Annotated in this window: 20 protein-coding genes; 11 read left to right on the top strand and 9 right to left on the bottom strand. The window is 65.1% G+C overall.

Translation table 11 applies throughout. The features are described 5' to 3' along the window. Window positions 1–57 precede the first annotated feature (57 nt). The 4 genes from IQ25_RS08145 to IQ25_RS08130 all read right to left on the bottom strand — a co-directional run bounded on the left by IQ25_RS08145 (window position 58) and on the right by IQ25_RS08130 (window position 4921). Window positions 58–1080 carry a tetratricopeptide repeat protein gene (locus IQ25_RS08145; RefSeq protein ID WP_144904623.1) on the bottom strand — a complete coding sequence of 341 codons (1023 nt, stop codon included), beginning with the start codon at window positions 1078–1080 and terminating at the stop codon, window positions 58–60. A gap of 105 nt (window positions 1081–1185) precedes the next feature. Continuing rightward, window positions 1186–2190, bottom strand: coding sequence for a helix-turn-helix domain-containing protein (locus tag IQ25_RS08140; RefSeq protein WP_246415702.1), 1005 nt, complete (start codon window positions 2188–2190; stop codon window positions 1186–1188). 149 nt (window positions 2191–2339) lie between these two features. Beyond that, window positions 2340–4613, bottom strand: coding sequence for a phosphoenolpyruvate--protein phosphotransferase (ptsP, locus tag IQ25_RS08135; RefSeq protein WP_144904622.1), 2274 nt, complete (start codon window positions 4611–4613; stop codon window positions 2340–2342). A gap of 149 nt (window positions 4614–4762) precedes the next feature. Continuing rightward, the gene (locus tag IQ25_RS08130; RefSeq protein ID WP_144904620.1) at window positions 4763–4921 is read right to left on the bottom strand and encodes a DUF465 domain-containing protein; all 159 of its coding nucleotides are present in this window, start codon (window positions 4919–4921) and stop codon (window positions 4763–4765) included. A gap of 233 nt (window positions 4922–5154) precedes the next feature. Between IQ25_RS08130 and IQ25_RS08125 the strand changes: the two genes are divergently transcribed. The 6 genes from IQ25_RS08125 to nadA all read left to right on the top strand — a co-directional run bounded on the left by IQ25_RS08125 (window position 5155) and on the right by nadA (window position 9464). Further along, window positions 5155–5352 carry a YdcH family protein gene (locus IQ25_RS08125; protein ID WP_144904618.1) on the top strand — a complete coding sequence of 66 codons (198 nt, stop codon included), beginning with the start codon at window positions 5155–5157 and terminating at the stop codon, window positions 5350–5352. 70 nt (window positions 5353–5422) lie between these two features. After that, window positions 5423–5965 (top strand): DUF1465 family protein, encoded by a 543-nt coding sequence (locus IQ25_RS08120; protein ID WP_258536984.1) that lies wholly within the window; start codon window positions 5423–5425, stop codon window positions 5963–5965. 79 nt (window positions 5966–6044) lie between these two features. Next, the gene (locus IQ25_RS08115; RefSeq protein WP_407070588.1) at window positions 6045–6962 is read left to right on the top strand and encodes an MBL fold metallo-hydrolase; all 918 of its coding nucleotides are present in this window, start codon (window positions 6045–6047) and stop codon (window positions 6960–6962) included. Further along, the gene (locus IQ25_RS08110; RefSeq protein WP_144904616.1) at window positions 6944–7600 is read left to right on the top strand and encodes a DUF4230 domain-containing protein; all 657 of its coding nucleotides are present in this window, start codon (window positions 6944–6946) and stop codon (window positions 7598–7600) included. Before IQ25_RS08115 ends, IQ25_RS08110 begins: the two co-directional genes overlap by 19 nt. A gap of 77 nt (window positions 7601–7677) precedes the next feature. Further along, on the top strand, window positions 7678–8409 hold the full coding sequence (locus tag IQ25_RS08105; protein ID WP_144904614.1) for an adenylate cyclase: 732 nt from the start codon (window positions 7678–7680) through the stop codon (window positions 8407–8409). A 56-nt stretch (window positions 8410–8465) separates the two neighbouring features. Continuing rightward, the gene (gene nadA / locus IQ25_RS08100) at window positions 8466–9464 is read left to right on the top strand and encodes a quinolinate synthase NadA (RefSeq protein ID WP_144904612.1); all 999 of its coding nucleotides are present in this window, start codon (window positions 8466–8468) and stop codon (window positions 9462–9464) included. Window position 9465: 1 nt separating this feature from the next. Here nadA and IQ25_RS08095 read toward each other — a convergent pair whose 3' ends face one another. Continuing rightward, on the bottom strand, window positions 9466–10359 hold the full coding sequence (locus IQ25_RS08095) for a DMT family transporter (RefSeq protein ID WP_144904610.1): 894 nt from the start codon (window positions 10357–10359) through the stop codon (window positions 9466–9468). Window positions 10360–10432: 73 nt separating this feature from the next. On the opposite strand from IQ25_RS08095, the gene IQ25_RS08090 reads away from it, so the two are divergent. Continuing rightward, window positions 10433–11539 (top strand): alkene reductase, encoded by a 1107-nt coding sequence (locus IQ25_RS08090; protein ID WP_144904608.1) that lies wholly within the window; start codon window positions 10433–10435, stop codon window positions 11537–11539. A gap of 25 nt (window positions 11540–11564) precedes the next feature. Beyond that, window positions 11565–12446, top strand: a complete 882-nt coding sequence (locus tag IQ25_RS08085; protein ID WP_144904606.1) for an HpcH/HpaI aldolase/citrate lyase family protein — start codon at window positions 11565–11567, stop codon at window positions 12444–12446. On the opposite strand, the gene IQ25_RS08080 is transcribed toward IQ25_RS08085, so the two are convergent. Both IQ25_RS08080 and lipB read right to left on the bottom strand, forming a co-directional pair. After that, the gene (locus IQ25_RS08080; protein WP_144904604.1) at window positions 12429–12710 is read right to left on the bottom strand and encodes a hypothetical protein; all 282 of its coding nucleotides are present in this window, start codon (window positions 12708–12710) and stop codon (window positions 12429–12431) included. The two genes, IQ25_RS08085 and IQ25_RS08080, sit on opposite strands and share 18 nt — an antisense overlap. Further along, entirely contained in the window at window positions 12707–13378 is a 672-nt protein-coding gene (gene lipB / locus IQ25_RS08075) for a lipoyl(octanoyl) transferase LipB (RefSeq protein WP_144905045.1), read from the bottom strand. The genes IQ25_RS08080 and lipB overlap by 4 nt, the downstream gene beginning before the upstream one ends. 98 nt (window positions 13379–13476) lie before the next feature. Between lipB and IQ25_RS08070 the strand changes: the two genes are divergently transcribed. Next, entirely contained in the window at window positions 13477–14298 is an 822-nt protein-coding gene (locus IQ25_RS08070; protein WP_144904602.1) for a glycerophosphoryl diester phosphodiesterase membrane domain-containing protein, read from the top strand. A gap of 16 nt (window positions 14299–14314) precedes the next feature. Here IQ25_RS08070 and IQ25_RS08065 read toward each other — a convergent pair whose 3' ends face one another. Further along, window positions 14315–14941 carry a class I SAM-dependent methyltransferase gene (locus tag IQ25_RS08065; RefSeq protein ID WP_144904600.1) on the bottom strand — a complete coding sequence of 209 codons (627 nt, stop codon included), beginning with the start codon at window positions 14939–14941 and terminating at the stop codon, window positions 14315–14317. A gap of 144 nt (window positions 14942–15085) precedes the next feature. Between IQ25_RS08065 and IQ25_RS08060 the strand changes: the two genes are divergently transcribed. Beyond that, window positions 15086–16408, top strand: a complete 1323-nt coding sequence (locus tag IQ25_RS08060; protein WP_246415721.1) for an MFS transporter — start codon at window positions 15086–15088, stop codon at window positions 16406–16408. Between the two features lie 82 nt (window positions 16409–16490). Next, window positions 16491–17993, top strand: a complete 1503-nt coding sequence (locus tag IQ25_RS08055) for a lipopolysaccharide biosynthesis protein (protein WP_144904598.1) — start codon at window positions 16491–16493, stop codon at window positions 17991–17993. Here the strand turns inward: IQ25_RS08055 and IQ25_RS08050 are convergent. Then, entirely contained in the window at window positions 17990–18922 is a 933-nt protein-coding gene (locus tag IQ25_RS08050; protein WP_144904596.1) for a CDP-alcohol phosphatidyltransferase family protein, read from the bottom strand. The genes IQ25_RS08055 and IQ25_RS08050 overlap by 4 nt on opposite strands. Window positions 18923–19039 lie beyond the last annotated feature (117 nt).

Below are 19039 nucleotides of genomic sequence, written 5' to 3'. Positions count from 1 at the left end.
GCAGCCCACTGCGCGGCAAAGCGCGCAGCAGCAGCGGTCAGGCTATTCCCGAGTCCATTACTTGCACTTCACCGAGCCGCGCGCTGCATCATACTGGCCCTTGAGTCGACCGGCGATCTCATCCGGGTAAGTCGCAGCCAGTTCGGCAAAGGCACCGCAAGCCTTCTCGGTGTCCTTCAGCTTGACCATGGCAATGCCGAGATAGAGCAGGCTGTCGGGTGCGCGTGCACCCTTCTTGTCGGCAAGGTAGTTCTGCAGGAAGAACTGCGCTGCGGTGCCGGGCTTGCCGTCATCCAGCCAGGCGCGGCCCAGCAGGTTGCGACCGAAGCTGATCATGCCGTGCTTGGGATAGCGATCGACGTAGATCTGCAGCTGCTGCTGCGCCTCGGGATAGAACTTGGCTTCCCACAGGCGGAAGCCGTAGTTGTATTCGTCCATCCCCGCGTCCGCTGTCGCGGGCTTCTCGATTGCCTGGACGGCGGCAACGCGCGCGGCCGAAGGCGTCAGCGGCTTGGCGGAAGGCGTAGCGGCGGGCTTGGCCGGTGCCGTTGCCGCAGTCTTTGCCGGATGTGTCACTACGGGCTTTGGCGCAGGCGTGGCAGGCGCCGCCGTGGCAACGGGCGCCGGCGCCGGAGTTGCTTGCGGGACAGGAGCTTCCGCCACCGGAGCGACAGGCGGCGCCGCATCGGCCTCGAGCTTCGCCAGCCGCTCCTCGAGCTTGGTGGTCCGGTTCTGGCTTTCCTCGACTTGTGCAGTCAGGCGCGACATCTGTGCTTCGACTGCATCCATCCGCGCAAGGATATCGCTCACCGCAGACGATGCAGGAGCGCCCGACGGTGTCGCTGCAGCCTGACCGGGGGTGATTTCGGGCACGAACGTCTTGCCTGCGCCATCTGGGAACACCTTGCGCTGCATCGCGCGGATCTCGGCCTCGATCCGGCGCAGTCGCATTTCCGGATCGGCGGAAGCAGCTGAGGCCTTAGGGGCAGCCGATTGCGCGAGAAGCGGCGTGGCAGCCGGGACAGCAAGTCCCAGAAGTAGAGCGGCAAGCGGCGCGGCGCGCCGAAGTGTCATGGTCATGGTCATTCCCGTACAGCGGCCCGGTACAGCGGCGCACGATCCCGCGAGCGCTGGTCAGCCGTTAACCAGAGATTGCCCGATCAATGCCGCCAAGTCGAGACGGTGTCAGCGCAAGGTCGTGGATGCAGGCGCCGTTGTGGCGGCGGTCGGTGGCGGCGCAGCCACCGGTGCCGATGCTTCGGCTGGAGTATTGGCTGCCGGAGCATCCACACGGCGGCGCGAAACCGTCGGCCTTTGTGTTGCAGGCTGGGTCGTCGCAGACGCGGCATTCTCCGTAACCGCCGGTGCTGGTGCCGCAGTGCGGGCCAGCAGCGCCGAGGCCGTGACGGGCACGTCCTTCACGATGCCCTCCTTCTCGGCAATCCGCGGAACTGCCTGCCCACCGATCGTGATCGACAGCGCATCGGGCCGTCCTGTCCACAGCTTCGGGTCCTGCGCATCGGCGGGAACGGTGAAGCTTTCACCCTTGGCCAGTTCTTTCTGGAGGATCTGCTTTCCCTGCCCGTCATAGAACTTGACCCAGATGCGGTCTTCAGTGGCCGTGAAGACGACAGGGCCGGAAGGCACTGGCGGGGTGACCGGAGCAACCGCAGACGGTGCGGCCGCTGGCGCGGCTTGCTCGGGCCCGACCAGCGAGGGCAGTTCAGCAGAGGGAAGGTAATAGCTGCGCCAGAACACCAACCCAGCCAGCGCAATCGCCACAGCAAGGCCTGTGGCGAGCCAGCCGGTGAGGCGCGTAGGCGTCTTTATCGGATCGCCGACTTCGAACTGGTTGATTACACGTGGCGGAGGGGGCGGCGCCTGGGTATTGAGCTCGGCGCGTACCGCTTCGGCGATCGCCTTCTCGTCCAGCCCGACCGCGCGGGCATAGCTGCGGGCAAAGCCCAGAGCATATGGTCGTCCCGGCAGTGATGCATAGTCACCCGTCTCGATCGCCTCGAGATGGCGCGAGGTGACACGCGTCATCTGGGAAAGCTGTTTGATATCGAGACCTGCAGCTTCGCGTGCGGCGCGCAGCGTGTCTTTCACGCGCAACCGACCGGGCTCCCCGGCGGGCATGTGCGTGGCATCGGCATTGGTAATGTCCTGCAAACCGCCGGCTTCAGCCAAGGCGTGGCTCCCGTCTTCAACTTGTGCTTAGCAACCCTTTAACAAGGCTTCGCTGCAATGCCGTGAAAGTCAACGCCCTTCGATGAAGAATGGCGGAATTCGGCGACGAAACGCACTTTTGGCGGTGCCAGTCGCATCGCCGTCAAGCGTCAATCACACTCGATCCCGCGATAAAACGCCCATTCCGCAATGGCAGAGCGCAAGTCGGCAGGGGGCTCGGACAGCCAGCCGTTCATCGCGGTGCGAATCTCGTTCACGTCGATCTTGCGCACCAATTCCTTGACCGGCCCGACCGCGGCAGGCGTGATCGAGAGACGGGTGATGCCAAGGCCGAGCAGGGCCAGTGCCTCGAGACGGCGCCCACCCATTTCCCCGCACACCGTCACGTCGGTGCCGAACGGGGCAAGCGTGTTCACCACGCGGCGCAGGAAGCGCAGGATGGCAGGGCTCAGCCAGTCGTAGCGTTCGGCGAGCTTGGGATTGGCGCGATCGGCTGCGAACAGGAACTGCGTCAGGTCGTTCGTGCCGATCGACAGGAACGACAGCCTCGGCGCCAGAATGTCGAGGCATTCGGCCAGCGCCGGAACTTCGAGCATCGCACCATAGCGGATCGCCTCTGGCAGGGTCTTCTTGCGCTGGCGCAGGAAAGCCAGCTGGCTTTCGAACACGGCGCGGGCCGCATCGAACTCCCAAGGCTCGGTCACCATCGGGAACATGACGTTGAGCGTGCGTCCGCCTGCCGCTTCAAGCAGCGCGCGCGCCTGCACTTTCAGCAGGCCATCGCGTTCGAGCGCGACGCGCAGCGCCCGCCAGCCCATCGCCGGATTCTCTTCGGCCTCGCCATCGTTGTGGCGCAGATAGGGCAGGACCTTGTCTCCGCCGATGTCGACCGTGCGGAATACCACCGGCTTGTCACCGGCGGCGTCAAGCACGTCGCGATAGAGCCGGGTCTGGCGCTCGCGCGAGGGGAGCGTTGCCGACACCAGGAACTGGAACTCGGTCCGGAACAGGCCGATCCCGTCCGCCCCGGTCATCCCCAGCATCGGCGTATCGTCGCGCAGGCCGGCGTTCATCAGCACGGTGATTCGCGTGCCGTCGCGCGTGAACGGCTCGACCTCGCGCATGGTGGCGTAATGGGCCTGGCGCTCCCGATTCTTGGCAAAGCGGGCTTCGAACGCCTCGATCAGGCTGGGCGATGCGCGGACGTCGACCACACCCTGGTCACCGTCGAGCAGCAGGTGATCGCCCTCGCGCACCTTGCCGCGAAGCGCGCGCATCCGCCCAACTACCGGAATGCCCATGGCGCGGGCAACGATCACCACGTGAGCAGTGAGCGAGCCTTCCTCAAGGATAACGCCCTTCAACCGGCGGCGGTCATATTCCAGCAGTTCGGCAGGGCCGAGATTGCGGGCGATGAGGATGGCATCACCCTTCAGCCCCATGCTTGCAGCCGTTCCGACCTGCCCCGAGACCGTGCGCAGGAGCCGGTTCGACAGGTCTTCAAGATCATGCATGCGGTCTGCCAGCAGCGGATCATCAATCTGGCGCATGCGCATTCTGGTGCGTTGCTGGACACGCTCGATCGCGGCTTCGGCAGTGAGACCTGAATCGATCGCCTCGTTGATCCGGCGCGACCAGCCTTCGTCGTAGGCGAACATGCGGTAGGTCTCGAGCACTTCCTCGTGCTCGCCACCCACGCCGAACTCGGCCTGGCTCGCCATCCGGTCGATCTGCTCACGCATCTTGTCGAAGGCGAGATAGACGCGCTGGCGCTCGGCCTCGGTATCCTCTGCCACGACGTGCTCGATCGTCACGCGGGGCTGGTGGAAAACGGCGACCCCGCTGGCGAGGCCCTTCACCAGCGTCAGCCCCTTGAGCCGGTCCGGCCCGGTGAGGTGGGCGGGCACGCCCAGCGATTCCTCGTCGTCGATAAGCTCGGCATTGGCGATGAGTTCCGACAGGACCATCGCCACGGTCTGCAGCGCCTCGATCTCGACCTCTTCGTAGCGGCGCGGCTCGACGTGCTGGACGGCGACCACGCCAACGGCCCGTTCGCGCCGCACGATGGGCACGCCCGCAAAGGAGTGGAACTTTTCCTCGCCGGTTTCAGGGCGGAATGCGAAGTCCGGGTGCGCGGCGGCTTCGGCAAGGTTCAGCGTCTCGACATTGCCCGCGATCGTGCCGACCAGACCCTCGCCCACGGCAAGCCGCGTCACGTGGACTGCCGCTTGGTTGAGGCCGCGGGTGGCGAAGAGCTCGAGCATGCCTTCGCGCAGGAGGTAGATCGAGCAGACCTCTGAATCGAGATTGTTGCCGATCACTTCGACGATCTGGTTGAGCTTGGCCTGCGCACCGGCACGCGAGGCCATGACCTCGTGAAGGGAGGTGAGAATCTGGCGGGCGGCGGTCACGGCGGTGAGCATGGGACAGGGATTAGCCTAGTGCGCGCCCTTTGGGAATGTTGCGCGCAATCCGATACGGCAGCGATGATCGAGTGGATAGCTATGCGCGTCGCAAAACGCAAAAGAGCCGCCCTTTCGGGGCGGCTCTGCACTTGCCTCTTCAGTGGCGCTCAATTGAGCCGGGAAAGTTCTTCCTTCAGCTTCAGCTTCTTGCGTTTGAGCTGGGCCACCAGCGTATCGTCGGGGAGGGGCCGGGACATTTCCATCTGGATCTGTCTTTCAAGTCCGGCATGCTTCATCTGGAGTGCGCTGAGATGCGTCGATTCCATGCGTTGTCCTCCTAAGGGGAAAGCCCCGTCAGATACCCGCACAGGCCTGCCCCGTGCGGGGGCGGCGACGCCTTGATCGGTGTTGTGCCCGACTCGTTCAGGCGGCGCGTTGTCATGCTCCCACAATCGCCGTATCTTGCAAGTCAAACCGCGTCGGAGCGTGCAGGTTTACGGGATCGACCGTAGAGCTTGCGCAAGCACCGGTTCACCGGGTCGAAGGAGTTTGGCGTAACGTGACCGAAGAGGAAATGCGCAAGCGGCTTGCGGCGCTGCGTATCGAACACCGCGACCTCGACGCCGCCATCGATGCGCTGTCTCTCAATGGGGTGCGTGACCAGTTGCAGATCGCCCGCCTCAAGAAGCGCAAATTGCTGCTGAAAGACCAGATCGCGATGATCGAGGATTACCTGATCCCGGACATCATCGCCTGAAATCAACCACTTGAATCGAATATCCCGGATTGGTGACCTGTCCCGTTAAGAAACGTTCAGGTTTTGGGACATGTACAGCGGTCGAGCGGTGTTGGCGAATGCGCGGTCACAGGACTATGCGCTTGTCATGCCCCTGATGCAGAGCCTCAACCCGCGCATTGTCGAAGCGCTTCACGTGCAGGCCCTCGGCCTTGCCGATACGGTGCGCGTGCGGTTCGAGCGACTGCGGCACGAGACGGCGGGCTCAGGCCTTGCCGACGAGGACCTGCAGCGGGTGCAGGTCAGCTGCGAGGCGTTGCGCACGACGACACGGGTGATGCATTGCCTCGCTTGGCTGCTAAACCACCGCGCCCATTTCGCCGGCGAGCTTTCCGAACTGCAGCTGCGTCGCCACGGCCGGCTGATCGCCAACTTCCCCGCCAGCGATCCCGACGTTGTCACGTCCCTGCCCGAAGACGTGCGGACGCTGGTTCATGAGAGCGAGCGCCTCTACGAACGCATCCAGCGCCTCGAACAGGCATGGCGTTCGGAAAGCGTCGCGAGCGCGGGAGCCGTCCAGCGATTGCGCGAACGCCTTGCCCGCGCCGTACAGGAAACGACAAGCGCGGCCTGAACGCACTGCCTGAACGCTAAGCCAGAAGCTTGGGCCTGCGTGGTTGCATGCACCGCTCGCAATCCCCATAGCACACGGCATGGCGCAGATGCCCCCCATACCCGATCGCAGCGAATGGCCCGTGGGCCTTGCCGAGCAGCTCGAACCACTGGTCCGCCGCGTGCTTGCCCCCAACCCCTCGCCTTATACCTTCACCGGGACGCAGACCTACCTCGTCGGCGCGGGCGCCGACGTCGCGGTGATCGATCCGGGCCCGTTCGGCATGGACGACCGGATCGGCATGGAAAGCGAGGGCCACGTCGAGGCAATCCTGCGCGCGGTGGGCGATGCCCGGATCGCAGCCATCGTCTGCACCCACACGCATCGCGATCACAGCCCCGCTACGCGTCCGTTGCAGGCAGCGACCGGCGCGCCGATCATCGGCTGCGCCCCGCTCACGCTCGAGGATGACGGCCCGCGCGCCGACGCCGCCTTCGACGCCGACTACCGCCCCGATCGCGTGCTGACCGATGGCGAGCGCATTGCGGGCGATGGCTGGACGCTCGAAGCCGTCGCCACGCCCGGCCACACTTCCAATCACCTGTGCTACAGCGTGGTCGAAAGCGGCGCGCTGTTTACCGGCGATCATGTGATGGGCTGGTCAACCTCGGTCGTCTCTCCGCCCGATGGCGACATGGCCGCCTACATGGCCAGTCTGCAGAAGCTCTACGACCGCGAAGACCGCGTGCTCTACCCCGCGCACGGACCCCAGATCGACAATCCGCGCCAGCTGGTCCGCGGCATGCTCGGCCATCGCCGCCAGCGCGAACGCCAGATCCTGCGCCTGCTCGAAGACGCCGGAGCCCATGCGATCCCCGAATTCGTCGCCGCGATGTACAAGGGGCTCGACCCGCGCCTGCACGGTGCTGCAGGCCGCTCGGTGCTGGCTCACCTCATGGATCTGGAACAGCGGGGCCGGGTGCGGGTTGAGGATGAGACATGGATGATCACCACCTGACCGGCCAACCGCCCCAGACCCGACCCTCGCCTTCGCTGGCCCGCGTCTCGCTCCTCCCATGGGGGCTGTTCATCGTGACCTTGGCCGCCGCCGCGTTCTTCGCGTGGAAGTGGTGGCAGCCCGAGGATCTTGGCGACCCCCTCGCTACCAGTCTCGTCGCGTTCGAGAAGCAGGACAAGCTGACAGTGTTCAGCGCGGAACTGGCTCCGGTCGTATCGAGCAACGATTCCCGCCTGTTCGGCCTCGTGAACGCCAAGCAGGTCGCTGTGATCCCCGCGCGCGTCGACTACACGATCAACCTCGCCTCCGTCGGCAAGGACCGGCTTTCGTGGAACGCGGAAGGTCAGACCCTCTCGGTGCGCTTGCCGCCACTCACGGTCAGCCGCCCCAATCTCGACGAGGCGCGCGCCCAGTATCTGCGTGACGGCATCTGGATCAGCCGCGACGCGCAGGACAAGCTGACCCGCGACAACACCCGCCTTGCCGAAGCGCAGGCGGTGCAACAGGCGGCAAACCCGGTACTGATGAACCTCGCCCGTCAGGCCGCCAAAGAGGCCATTTCGCAGAACCTGTCGATCCCCTTGCAGGTCGCGGGCTACGGCAAGGCCAAGGTCGAGGTTAGCTTCGACGCAAAGTAGTTGCAGGTGTGACTGGCGTCACCGCCGATCCTGTGCGAATCTCTTAGCGGGCGCACCGGGACTGGTGGAGACTCGAGATGGCTACCGCCGCAATCAATACCGCTTATCCGTATTCGCGCGACCAGCGCTTCTTTACCCGCATGGCCATCGGCATTGCGGCCTTCATCGTCTTCGGCTTTGCCCAATGGGCACTGCGCGGGTTCGTTTCGCCCAGCACCGTTCCGATCTGGGTACACCTCCACGGCGTGGCGATGCTGTCCTGGCTTGGCCTGTTCGTCACGCAGAACCTGCTGGCCAGCAGCCAGAACATCGGCCTGCATCGCAAGCTGGGATGGATAAGCTTCGCTCTTGTGCTGGTGATCGCCGGACTTGGCATGTTCACCGGCCGCATGGCGATCGAACTGCACCGCGTCCCGCCGTTCTTCACCAACGCCTTCTTTCTTGCCCTGACGCATATCGAGGCAACCGCCTTTGCCGTTATGGTCGGGGCAGGCATTGCCCTGCGCAAGCACACCCAATGGCACCGCCGGCTGATGTTCGGTGCCACGATCATGGTGATGGAGCCCGCGTTCGGCAGGCTCGTTCCAGCACCGATCCTCGGCCCGGTGCTGACCCCGATCATCCAGATGTCGCTCCAGCTTGGCGTGGTCGCGATCGTTGCCCGGCATGATCTCAAGCAGACCGGCACCCTGCACCCCGCCACGCGACTCGTTGCCCTGGCCGTGGTGACGGTGACGGCGGTGGTAATGGGCCTTTCAGTCTTCCCGCCGTTCGTTTCGCTCGCTGAAGGTATTGCCGCAGCGGGCTGAGGTCCCTAAGTCCCCCTCTCGCCCGCAAGCTCAAGCGGGCGGGAGGACGTGACGCGATGACTGCCCAGCCCCTGAACCTTTCCGGCCTCGACCTGCGCGCCGAAATTGACCGTCTGCGCAAGGAGCGCAACGCGGTTATCCTCGCGCATTATTACCAGCGCCCGGAAATTCAGGACCTCGCCGATTTCGTGGGCGACAGTCTCGAACTCTCGCGCAAGGCAGCCGCCACCGATGCTGACGTCATCGCATTCTGCGGCGTCAAGTTCATGGCCGATACCGCCAAGATCCTTTCGCCTGACAAGATCGTCGTCCTGCCAGACCTCGACGCAGGCTGCAGCCTTGAAGATTCGTGCCCGCCTGACAAGTTCAAGGCGTTCCGCGAGGCTCACCCCGATCATATCGCGCTGACCTACATCAACTGCTCGACCGAGGTGAAGGCACTGTCCGATGTGATCGTGACGTCATCGAGCGCAGAGACGATCCTCGCCCAGATTCCGCCCGAACAGAAGATCATCTTCGGGCCCGACCGTCACCTCGGCGGCTATCTCAACCGCAAGTTCGGGCGCGAGATGCTGCTCTGGCCGGGCGTGTGCATCGTGCACGAGGCGTTCTCGGAAACAGAGCTGCTCAAGCTCATGGCACAGCACCCCGGCGCGCCGGTGGCAGGGCACCCCGAATGCCCGCCGCACATCATCGACCATTGCGACTATGTCGGCTCAACCAGCGGCATCCTGCAGTTCGCCAAGACCTTCACCGGCGATACGCTGATCGTGGCGACCGAGCCGCACATCATCCACCAGATGCAGCTCGCAATCCCGGAAAAGACCTTCATCGGTGCGCCGGGCGCGGACGGTAACTGCAACTGCAACATCTGCCCCTACATGGCGCTCAACACGATGGAAAAGCTCTACCTCGCCCTGCGCGACCTGAAGCCCCGCATCGAAATGGCCGAGGACCTGCGCCTCGCCGCCAAAAGGAGCCTCGACCGCATGCTCGACATGGCCAGCGGCACGGTGGGTTTGGGCGATCTTGGGGCAAAGCCTTTCGGGGGGTGAGCTAGGCAGGCTTTCCCTCGCCCAGCCGCGCCAGCACCAGTGCCGCGCCGACCAGCGCCATGCCGACGGCATCGGGCAGTGCCAGAACTTCGCCGAACGAAATCCAGCCGACGACGACCGAGACCGCAGGCTGGGTGAGCAGCACGAGCCCGATCACCAGTGGCGGGAAGTGGCCGAGCGAATAGACCAGCAGCCCCTGCCCGACGATCTGGCTCGCCAGCATCAGTCCGATCAGCGGCCACCAGTTGTGTGCCAGCACCGGCTCGCCCATCGCCAGCGCCGTGCCGAGCATGATCGGGCACCCGGCAAGGCTCGACCAGAACAGCAAGCTCCACGGCTTGAGACGTTCGCGCACGTCCTGCACCAGCAGGATGTAGACAACGTAGAACAGCCCGGCGAGAATGCAGAAGAGGTCTCCTGCCAGCGTGCGCGCATCGATCTCCATCGAGCGCCCGAGCAACAGCCCTGCCCCGCCCAGCGCCATCGCCACGGCAGCAAACTCGCGCAAGTGCGGGCGGCGGTGCATGGTGATCAGGCCCCAGACCATCAGGATCACACTGCCTGAGTTGCCGAACAGCGTGGCGTTGCCCAGCTTCGTCCGTTCGATTCCCACGTGCCAGCTGGCTAGATCGAGTGCGAAGACCACGCCGGCACCCATGATGAGCCACCAGTCCTTCGTCCGGTAACCCCACAACTTTTCTCCGCTGCGCCACGCGAACAGCCCTAGCAAGGGCAAGGCCAGCGCCAGTCGCCAGAATCCTGCAGAAACCGGGCCACTGTCGGCAATGCGCACGAACCAGGGACCAAGCGCCAGCGCAACGTTTCCTGTCAGCAGGGCAAGGAAATGCTTGGGACTGGGGCGAAATGACAAGGCCGCGTCACTTGAATTCGTCATCGGCGCCGCCTAATCCAGTTGCAAAGCGAAACCTAGAACGTTCGCCGATCTTTTCACGAAAGAGGCCCCTAGCATGCACGAGCCCTTGTTTCAGCCCCTGAACCTTGGCGCAATCGAAGCGCCCAACCGTATCGTCATGGCCCCGCTCACCCGCGGCCGCGCCACTGGTGACAGCGTGCCAACGCCGATCATGGTGGAGTACTACCGCCAGCGCGCGAGTGCGGGTCTGATCATTTCCGAAGCCACCGGCATCAGCCGCGAAGGCCTTGGCTGGCCCAGTGCTCCGGGCATCTGGAGCGACGAGCAGACTGAAGCGTGGAAGCCGGTGACGCAGGCCGTGCATGAAGCGGGCGGACGGATCATCCTCCAGCTCTGGCACATGGGCCGTATCGTTCATCCCTACTTCCTCGGCGGTGAGCCTCCGGTGTCGGCATCGGCCACGCGTGCGCCGGGCCAGGCGCATACGCCCGAAGGCAAGCAGGACTTCGCCACCGCCCGCCCCTTGCGCCTCGATGAAATGCCGCGCCTGCTCGACGACTATGCCCGCGCTGCCGAAAATGCGAAGAAGGCCGGGTTTGATGGCGTGCAGCTTCATGCCGCCAATGGCTACCTGATCGACCAGTTCCTGCGCGATGGCACCAACCTGCGCGATGACGATTACGGCGGCAGCCCGCAGAACCGCGTGCGCCTGCTGCGCGAAGTCGTCGAGCGCCTGATCTCGATCTGGGGCAAGGAGCGTGTCTCGGTACGCCTTTCGCCCAACGGCGAATCGCAAGGGGCGGACGACAGCAACCCTGCCGCGACTTTCGGCGAAGCCGCACGCGTGCTGCAAGAGCTTGGTATCGGCTTCCTCGAGCTGCGCCAGCCGGGACCCGACGGAACCTTCGGATCGACCAATGTGCCCAAGCAGGACGCGCTGATCCGCTCGATCTACACCGGGCCTCTGGTCCTCAACAGCGACTACACGCCTGAGGCGGCAGCCGCAGACGTTGCCTCGGGACGTGCCGACGCGATCAGTTTCGGTCGTCCGTTCATCTCCAACCCCGACCTCGTCGAGCGCATCCGTGTCGGAGCGCACATCAATCCGAACAAGGGGGTGCCACAGACGTGGTATTTCCCGGGCGAGGTCGGCTATATCGACTACCCGACGCTGGCGGAGGAGACCGCTCCGGCCAACTAGAAACGCTCAGATGGAGTAATGCCGCATGCCGCCAAGATCATGGCTCTTTGTTCCCGGTGACAGCGAGAAGAAGCTGGGCAAGGCCATGACGACGGGCGCGCATGCGGTGATCGTCGATCTCGAAGACGCGGTGGCCCCTTCGGCCAAGCCGCAGGCCCGCGTCCTCGCCCGCGATTGGCTCGCTATCCACCGCCAGCACGTGACCGAGAACCGCCCCGTCGCCCGGTGGGTCAGGATCAACGCGATCGACACCGGCCTGTGGCGCGACGATCTGGCCGTGGTCATGGCAGGCGCGCCCGATGGCGTGATGCTGCCCAAGTGCGAAGGGCCCGAACAGGTCCGCATGATTGCCGCCGAAATCTACGAACTCGAACAACGCAACCGCCTGCCCAACGGTGCGACGAAGATCCTGCCGCTGGTCAGCGAAACGGCAAAATCGGCCCTCACGATCACATCATACGTCGATGCACCGATGCCACGCCTCGCCGGGCTGACCTGGGGGGCGGAGGACCTGTCCGCCGTGCTCGGCGCCAGCCGCAAGCGCGATGCTTCAGGTGCGTGGACCGATGCTTTCCGCTTCATCCGCGCGCAATGCCTGCTGACCGCCCATGCGAAGGGCGTCTGGGCGATCGATACCCTACACGATGATTTCCGCGACGAGGACGGCACCCGTCGCGCCGCCGAATCCGCGAAGGCCGATGGTTTTACCGGGATGCTCGCGATCCATCCTTCACAGGTGCCGGTGATCAACGCCGCCTTTGCGCCAAGCGAGGAGGAGTTGGCAGAAGCCCACGCCATCGTCGCGCTCTTTTCCGCCAATCCCTATGCCGGAACGCTGCAGTACAACGGCCGCATGGTCGACCAGCCCCACCTCAGGATGGCAAAGCAGCTACTGGGTATCGGCTGAATCTGCAGGCGCAGCCTCGGCTGCCGGTTCTGCGACGGCCTCGTCGGCAGCCGCCTCGCTCGCATCGGGCGCCGCCTTCTTCTTTTCGACATGAACCGCAGCCATCGGCGGAGAGGCTGTCGAAGTGTCGAGGTCGATCATGGCGTCCGAGATCGATCCGGGCAGCACTTCTGCTCCCGCGGCACTGGTCGCGGCCTCGTCCGCCTTCTTGCCGCAGGCGCACGCCATCAGGCACAGTCCGAGAGCAATTGAGCGAATGATCATGCAGCCTCCGGAGGCGGACAGGCGGTGTCCAGACGTTCGAGAAAGCGGTCAAGGTGCGCAAGCAGCGCCTCGTCCCACTGCGCAGGTGTAACATCGCGGCCGAGCGCGGCAAGGCTCGTCACGCCGAACTCGTCGATCCCGCAGGGCACGATGCCGCCGAAGTGCGAAAGGTCAGGCGAGAGATTGACCGAAAAGCCATGCATCGTAACCCAGCGGCGGATGCGCACGCCGATGGCGCCGATCTTGGCCTCGCGCCCGTCAGCACCCTTCGTCCAGATGCCGACGCGCCCCTCAGCCCGCCATGATTCGACGCCGAAGTCTGCCAGCGTATCGATCACCCAGCCTTCCAGCGCATGGACGAAGCCGCGCACGTCCCGCGCGCGCTTGCGCAGGTCCAGCAGGACGTAACCGATGCGTTGTCCCGGCCCGTGATAGGTATAGCGTCCGCCACGCCCCGCCTCGACCACTTCGAAGCGCGGGTCGAGCAGTTCGTCGGGCGAAGCGCTGGTGCCGGCGGTATAAACCGGCGGATGCTCGAGCAGCCAGATCAGCTCCTGCCCGCTGCCCTCGGCAATCGCGGCGTTGCGCGCGGCCATCGCGTCAAGCGCCTCGCGATAGGGCACTTGCGCGGATTCGCGGCGGATCTCGATCGTGTCGCGTGAGGCCATGGCCTGCGAGATGGCGCAGCGCTTGGCCAGTGGCAAGAGGCGCTTTTGCCAAAAACTGACGTTCGACGCAGCGCTGCCACGCTGCTATTGACCCGCTCATGACCCCCCGCCTCGACAGCAGCCTTGCCTGGAAGACCGCCACCCGCCTCGTCGCCACCAACCGCGACGTGCTCATGGCCATTGCCGGGGTGTTCTTCCTGCTCCCCGCCCTCGCCTTCTCAATCTTCGTGCCCGAACCCCAGATGGCCCCCGGCACGCCGCCGGGCGAAATGATGGAGATCATGGCCGAGGCGTGGACTTCTTCGCTGCCGCTGCTGATCATTGTTACCCTGCTGCAGATGGCAGGCACGGTGACCATGCTCATTGTGATGACCGACCCTGCGCGCCCCACGGTGGGCCAGGCCATCGGGCGCGGTTTCAAGGCGCTCGGGCCCTACGTCCTCGCCCAGATCATCGTCGGCGGCGCGCTCGGCATGGCTTTCCTCGTGCTGGTGAGCGCTGCTGCGCTGACCGGCGTGCAGGCAATTGCCGCGATCGTCATTCTCGCCGTCTTCGTTGCGATGGTGTGGTGCAGCCTGCGCATGGCGCTCGTCGCCCCGGTGCTGGCGATCGAGGCCGAGCGCAATCCGGTCGCCGCCCTGCGCCGCTCGTGGGAGCTGACCCGGGGCAATTCCGGCCGTCTGCTCGCCTTCTTCATCCTTGCAGGACTGGTCTTCGCGGTGGTCTATGGCCTGGCCATGATGCTGGTCGGCGTGGTTCTGGTGCTCACCACCGGTGGTGAACTGCAGCGCGTGCTGACCGCTGCCGTCTCAAGCGCGATCACCGCTGCGGCGCTCGTCTATTTCGTGGCAATGCTGGCAGCGGTCTACCGCCAGATGGCCGGAGACCCGACGGCGGAAATCACTTCGGTCTTCGACTGAAGGCCGAGCGTCCGACCTATTCCTTCCAGCCCCAGCTGATCACGCAAGGGGGCACGTTGACCGGCTCGAAGCCCTTGTCGATGCGGCGGAAGAACTGGCTCATCAGATCGCGCGCACGAGCGGTGTACTGATAGACGAGGAACGCGCCGCCGGGGCGCAGCACGCGATGCGTCGCTCCCATGATCGCAGGGCCAACGCCTTCGGGCAGGTTCGAGAACGGAAGGCCCGACAGCACGTAGTCGGCATGGTCAAAGCCATGCGCCTTGACGATGTCCTCCACGTCGGTTGCCGAACCATGGATCGCGATGAAGCGGCTGTCGCCGATCGTCTTCTGCAGATAGGCGATGAAATCGGGGTTGGTGTCGATCACGATCAGCCGGCCATCGCGGCGCAGCTTTTCCAGAACCGGACGGCAGAAAGTGCCCACGCCGGGGCCATATTCGACGAAAAGGCGGCATTCTTCCCAGTCCACCACCGAGAGCACGCGCTCGATCGTGCGGTTGGACGAGGGCACGATCGCGCCGACCATGGCCGGGTGCTTGAGGAAGCCCTTGAAGAATATTCCGGCCGGACCAAGCACACGCTCTGCCTTGCGTTTTGCCCGCTGAAGAAGAGGCTCACGCGCCACTTGGGTCGAAGTCATTGCAGGAAATGGTCCTCTGCCGGTCAAGCTGGCCCAAGCGGGTCGCAAATTTGGCCTGCCATTGCAAGCACCGTTAGCGGACACTAGTCAGGATTGGATGAACCAGTCGTGGACAATGGCGCGCCGCCGGGAAAGCACAACGGCATGACCGATGGCCCGATTCGCGTGTCGAATGAGCGCATGGCGCTGCTCTTTGCGGTCATGCTGGTCACCGCTGCAGGCAATACCGCGATGCAATCGGTCATGCCCTCGATCGGCACGCGGCTTGGCATTGCCGACGTCTGGGTGAGCCTTGCCTATTCGTGGTCGGCCCTGCTGTGGGTGATGATGGCCCCGTTCTGGGCGCGCCGTTCGGACCGGCGCGGGCGCAAGGCGATGATGGCGCTTGGCGTGCTGGGCTTCATATTGTCCTTCGCGCTGTGCGGCATGGTCCTGCACTTCGGGCTCGATGGCTGGTTGAGCGCCGGCATGACCATGGGGCTCTTTGCCATTGCCCGCTCGCTTTACGGCGGCTTCGGTTCGGCCGCACCGCCAGCCGTGCAGGCCTATGTCGCCAGCCGCACCGGGCGGGCCGATCGCACAAAGGCACTGTCGCTGGTCGCCTCAAGCTTTGGTCTCGGCACCGTGCTCGGCCCTGCCCTTGCGCCGCTGCTGATTCTCCCCGGACTTGGCCTGGTCGGCCCGTTCGCCCTGTTCGCGCTGTTCGGCGTGGTAGTTCTGGTGCTGCTGCGCACGCGCCTGCCAAATGACGACCCGCGCTTTGCCGGGCGTGGCGAGGTCATGGCCGCTCCCTTCAGCGCTTCGTCCAATCCGCGCATGGTCGAGGAGCAACCTGACGGTACGCCCGACGAACTGCCCGAAGCCGAACCGCAGCACGCAGGCGCCGATCGTCTGCGCTGGACCGACCGCCGCCTGCGTCCTTGGCTCGCCGCGGGCCTAATTGGCGGGCATGCCCAGGCCATGCTGCTCGGCGTCATCGGCTTCCTGCTGCTCGACCGGCTTGGCCTGCGCGGCAATCCCGATGCCGGTGCCGGGCCCATCGGCCTTGTGCTGATGTCGGGCGCGGTGGCCACCCTGCTCGCACAATGGGGCCTCATCCCCATGCTCGGGCTCGGGCCACGCACTTCGACGCTCTGGGGCATGGGCCTTGCGACCGTCGGCATCATCCCGGTCGCTACCGGTCGCGATCTCCACACCATCGCGGTCGGCTTCGCCATTGCCTCGATCGGCTTCGGCCTGTTCCGTCCCGGCTTCACCTCGGGTGCCAGCCTTGCCGTCTCGCCCGCAGAACAGGGCCAGTCCGCCGGCATTGTCACCTCGGCCAATGGCGCGGCCTATATCGCCGCGCCGGCCATCGGCGTCTGGCTCTACAGCCACTCGCAGTGGCTGGCATGGGGCGTGATGGAAGCACTGTCGCTGTTGGTCGTCGTGCTCTGCATCTTCGCCCTCGAGAAGGACAAGGTCTGATCCTGGATCTGGCGCTTGCTGCTTCTCGACAACCGCCGTGCTCTTGCCAATCAGGGCATTACCCGCCAAGCGCCGCAGCGAAATGACCGCGTCCCGAGGCTCCCAGACGGTAATTGCGCGCGGCGCGGGTTCAAACGCGCTGAGCTTCGTCATCCGTTTCGCCGCACGCGCCTCGTTCCTGTATGTTGGCGCGAGGCTCTATGGCGCGGCAAGCTTTGGCGTCTTCACCATGGCCAGTGCCATGGTCGAACTGGCCGTGCCGGTCGCCAGCCTCGGCCTCAAGCGCATGATCTTCCCTTGGCTCGAAGAAGCGACGACAGGCGAAAACCTGCGCCTTGCCACCCATGTCCTGCTCGATGCTCTGCTGCTTGCCCTTTTTGCCGGCGTGCTCGTCTCGGCAGTGCTTGTCTTCGGCGCTCAGGCCCTGCCCGATCGGCTTGTCTCCAACGAGTTGCGCCTTGCCCTCGCCCTGATCGCCCCTGCCGTGCTCGGCCAGATCTTCGGCGACATCGCGCTGGCCGCCACGCGCTGGACCCACAAGATGCGCTACGAAGTGCTCGCGCGCGGCCTCGTCGAGCCATACGTGCTGGCCGCGGTCGCGTTTGGAGCATGGTATCTCGGTCTCGAACAGACCGGGATGGTTTTCGGCTATTGGGCCGGTTCGATTGCGCTGGCGCTGTTCTCTGTGTGGAGCGCGCGCCACTGCCTCGGCTCGCTGCACCTGCGCCGTTGGCGACCGAATCCTGCCGCGCTGCTGGCCCGCGCTCGTTCGCTTGTACCCGCCAGTGGCAGCGATTTCCTGACCACGCTGGCGCAGCGCATCGATCTCTATCTCGTCGGCTTCCTGCTTGGCGATGCGGCGGTCGGCGTCTATGGCGTGCTGCGCCAGTTGCGCACGCCGATCCTGCAAGTGCGGCAGGCCTTCGACGGCATCCTCACCCCGCTCACCGCGCGCACGATGATGGCTGACGGCGATGTCGCCACCGGCAAGGCTACCGCCGCGGCAACGCGCGTGATCCTCACGTTCCAGCTCGCCGTCGTCCTGCTCATGGCGGCAACCGGCGAGGCGCTGCTCGACCTGTTCGGCGCGCACTATGCCGGGAGCTACGCCGCGCTGCTGGCGATGGTTCTGGCTGAAACCGTCAACGGCGCGTTCGGCGTGTCGGAACTGATCCTCTACTACCGCCGCCCTGCCCTCGCCTTGCAAGTCAACCTGATCCTGATCCTGATCGCGGGCATCACGATTCCATTGCTCACCCCGGAATACGGAATCTTCGGCGCAGGCCTGGCGATGCTGCTGGCCGCGCTCGTCGCCTCGTTCATCCGCAGGCACTGGCTTTCAGGGCTTGGCGTGCGTCCGCACCCGTTTCATGCTGGCATCCCGATGCTGGCTGCAGGCGCATCTGTCCTCCTCGGCCTCTGGCTTGGCGGGCTTGCGGCGGGCACGGCCCTGGCAGGCGCCCATCCGATGGTGATCAAGGCACTCGCCCCGCTGATCGCGCTGGTCTTCTACGGTGCCTTCGTCGCCCTCTGGCGCAAGGCGCACCCGGGCGTGCTCTCGCTCGACCGTTACCGCGTCAGCTAGATTCTCGACGCAGTGCGCTGTGCCGCGCGGTTGTGCAGCTGGACCGAGATCAGCAGGAGCAGGTTCAGCACCACCACCTGATAGAAGAAGTAGTAGACCGGGCTTCCGGCGATCATTGCCAGTCCCAGCACGATAGCGCGCGGATTGGGTCCGAGCAGCTTGAGGAAGCTCAGGAGCGGCTTCTGTTCGCGCGCCACTTCGGCCCGGATCGCATCGAGCCTCGGCTTGTCGTCAGATGCAAGCGACTGGCGGACCGCTTCGTCGATCCGGCGCGCATGCGGGGTCATGCCCGCAGCAAGGAACAGGTATCCCCGTGCAATCGGTTCGAAAAGACGCGAGAACAGCGACTGGCTGCCGAAAAGGCCCGCCTGATTGTCCTTGGCGTTGTTCAGCCACGGAACCGCATAGGTCCAGTACTGGTAGAACCGGCGCTGCACCTCGACATGGTTGGACTGGACGATGTGGCTGGCGCCCGCGCCCAGCGTCCACGCCCAGGCCGGGCCCGATCCGATCTGGCGCGTCAACACGAAGGCCAGAAGAACGTAGAGCACGATGTGGCTGGCATAATCACAGATGCCGTCGACCATCTCGCCGATCGGGCTGGACTTGCCGGTGATCCGCGCGAGATCGCCGTCCGCGCCATCGACCACGTGCCAGCTCATGTGCAGCGCCATGCCCAGCATCGCGCCCATCGGCCAGCCCAGCGCCCATGTGCCGCCGGTCGAATCCATGTTGAAATAGACGACGCCCGCGGCAACGACGAGAAGGCCGCCGAATACCGAGACCATGTTCGGGGTCAGCGGGGTGTGCGCCAGCAGCCTTGCCAGCCGCCATGCCAGCGGATGGTAGAGGTGATAGTTCAGCCCGTCCTGCAATTCACGCGGACGCTTGGGCCGCTCGATTGCCCCGGTCCGATTTCCCGCGTTCACTGATGCGACCCCTTAATCCGTTGCCTGCAGGACACGGGCAGCGCTCCCGATCAGCCCGCCCGCGTGTGCCGTCTTGGCGCAACAGGTAGCCGTGTCTATAGGCCGAGGAAAGGGCCT

This window comes from Novosphingobium taihuense, assembly GCF_007830315.1.
Lineage (GTDB): Bacteria > Pseudomonadota > Alphaproteobacteria > Sphingomonadales > Sphingomonadaceae > Novosphingobium > Novosphingobium taihuense.
The sequence above is the reverse complement of the archived record's forward strand: the minus strand, read 5'-3'. Positions and strand labels throughout refer to the sequence as shown.

What these genes read in the sequence shown, in the direction of transcription:
- IQ25_RS08145 (WP_144904623.1), bottom strand. Translation starts at nt 1,080, where the DNA reads ATGACCATGACACTTCGGCGCGCCGCGCCGCTTGCCGCTCTACTTCTG.
- ptsP (WP_144904622.1), bottom strand. Translation starts at nt 4,613, where the DNA reads ATGCTCACCGCCGTGACCGCCGCCCGCCAGATTCTCACCTCCCTTCAC.
- IQ25_RS08130 (WP_144904620.1), bottom strand. Translation starts at nt 4,921, where the DNA reads ATGGAATCGACGCATCTCAGCGCACTCCAGATGAAGCATGCCGGACTT.
- IQ25_RS08120 (WP_258536984.1), top strand. Translation starts at nt 5,423, where the DNA reads ATGTACAGCGGTCGAGCGGTGTTGGCGAATGCGCGGTCACAGGACTAT.
- IQ25_RS08115 (WP_407070588.1), top strand. Translation starts at nt 6,045, where the DNA reads ATGGCGCAGATGCCCCCCATACCCGATCGCAGCGAATGGCCCGTGGGC.
- IQ25_RS08110 (WP_144904616.1), top strand. Translation starts at nt 6,944, where the DNA reads ATGGATGATCACCACCTGACCGGCCAACCGCCCCAGACCCGACCCTCG.
- IQ25_RS08105 (WP_144904614.1), top strand. Translation starts at nt 7,678, where the DNA reads ATGGCTACCGCCGCAATCAATACCGCTTATCCGTATTCGCGCGACCAG.
- nadA (WP_144904612.1), top strand. Translation starts at nt 8,466, where the DNA reads ATGACTGCCCAGCCCCTGAACCTTTCCGGCCTCGACCTGCGCGCCGAA.
- IQ25_RS08095 (WP_144904610.1), bottom strand. Translation starts at nt 10,359, where the DNA reads ATGACGAATTCAAGTGACGCGGCCTTGTCATTTCGCCCCAGTCCCAAG.
- IQ25_RS08090 (WP_144904608.1), top strand. Translation starts at nt 10,433, where the DNA reads ATGCACGAGCCCTTGTTTCAGCCCCTGAACCTTGGCGCAATCGAAGCG.
- IQ25_RS08085 (WP_144904606.1), top strand. Translation starts at nt 11,565, where the DNA reads ATGCCGCCAAGATCATGGCTCTTTGTTCCCGGTGACAGCGAGAAGAAG.
- IQ25_RS08080 (WP_144904604.1), bottom strand. Translation starts at nt 12,710, where the DNA reads ATGATCATTCGCTCAATTGCTCTCGGACTGTGCCTGATGGCGTGCGCC.
- lipB (WP_144905045.1), bottom strand. Translation starts at nt 13,378, where the DNA reads ATGGCCTCACGCGACACGATCGAGATCCGCCGCGAATCCGCGCAAGTG.
- IQ25_RS08070 (WP_144904602.1), top strand. Translation starts at nt 13,477, where the DNA reads ATGACCCCCCGCCTCGACAGCAGCCTTGCCTGGAAGACCGCCACCCGC.
- IQ25_RS08065 (WP_144904600.1), bottom strand. Translation starts at nt 14,941, where the DNA reads ATGACTTCGACCCAAGTGGCGCGTGAGCCTCTTCTTCAGCGGGCAAAA.
- IQ25_RS08060 (WP_246415721.1), top strand. Translation starts at nt 15,086, where the DNA reads ATGACCGATGGCCCGATTCGCGTGTCGAATGAGCGCATGGCGCTGCTC.
- IQ25_RS08055 (WP_144904598.1), top strand. Translation starts at nt 16,491, where the DNA reads ATGACCGCGTCCCGAGGCTCCCAGACGGTAATTGCGCGCGGCGCGGGT.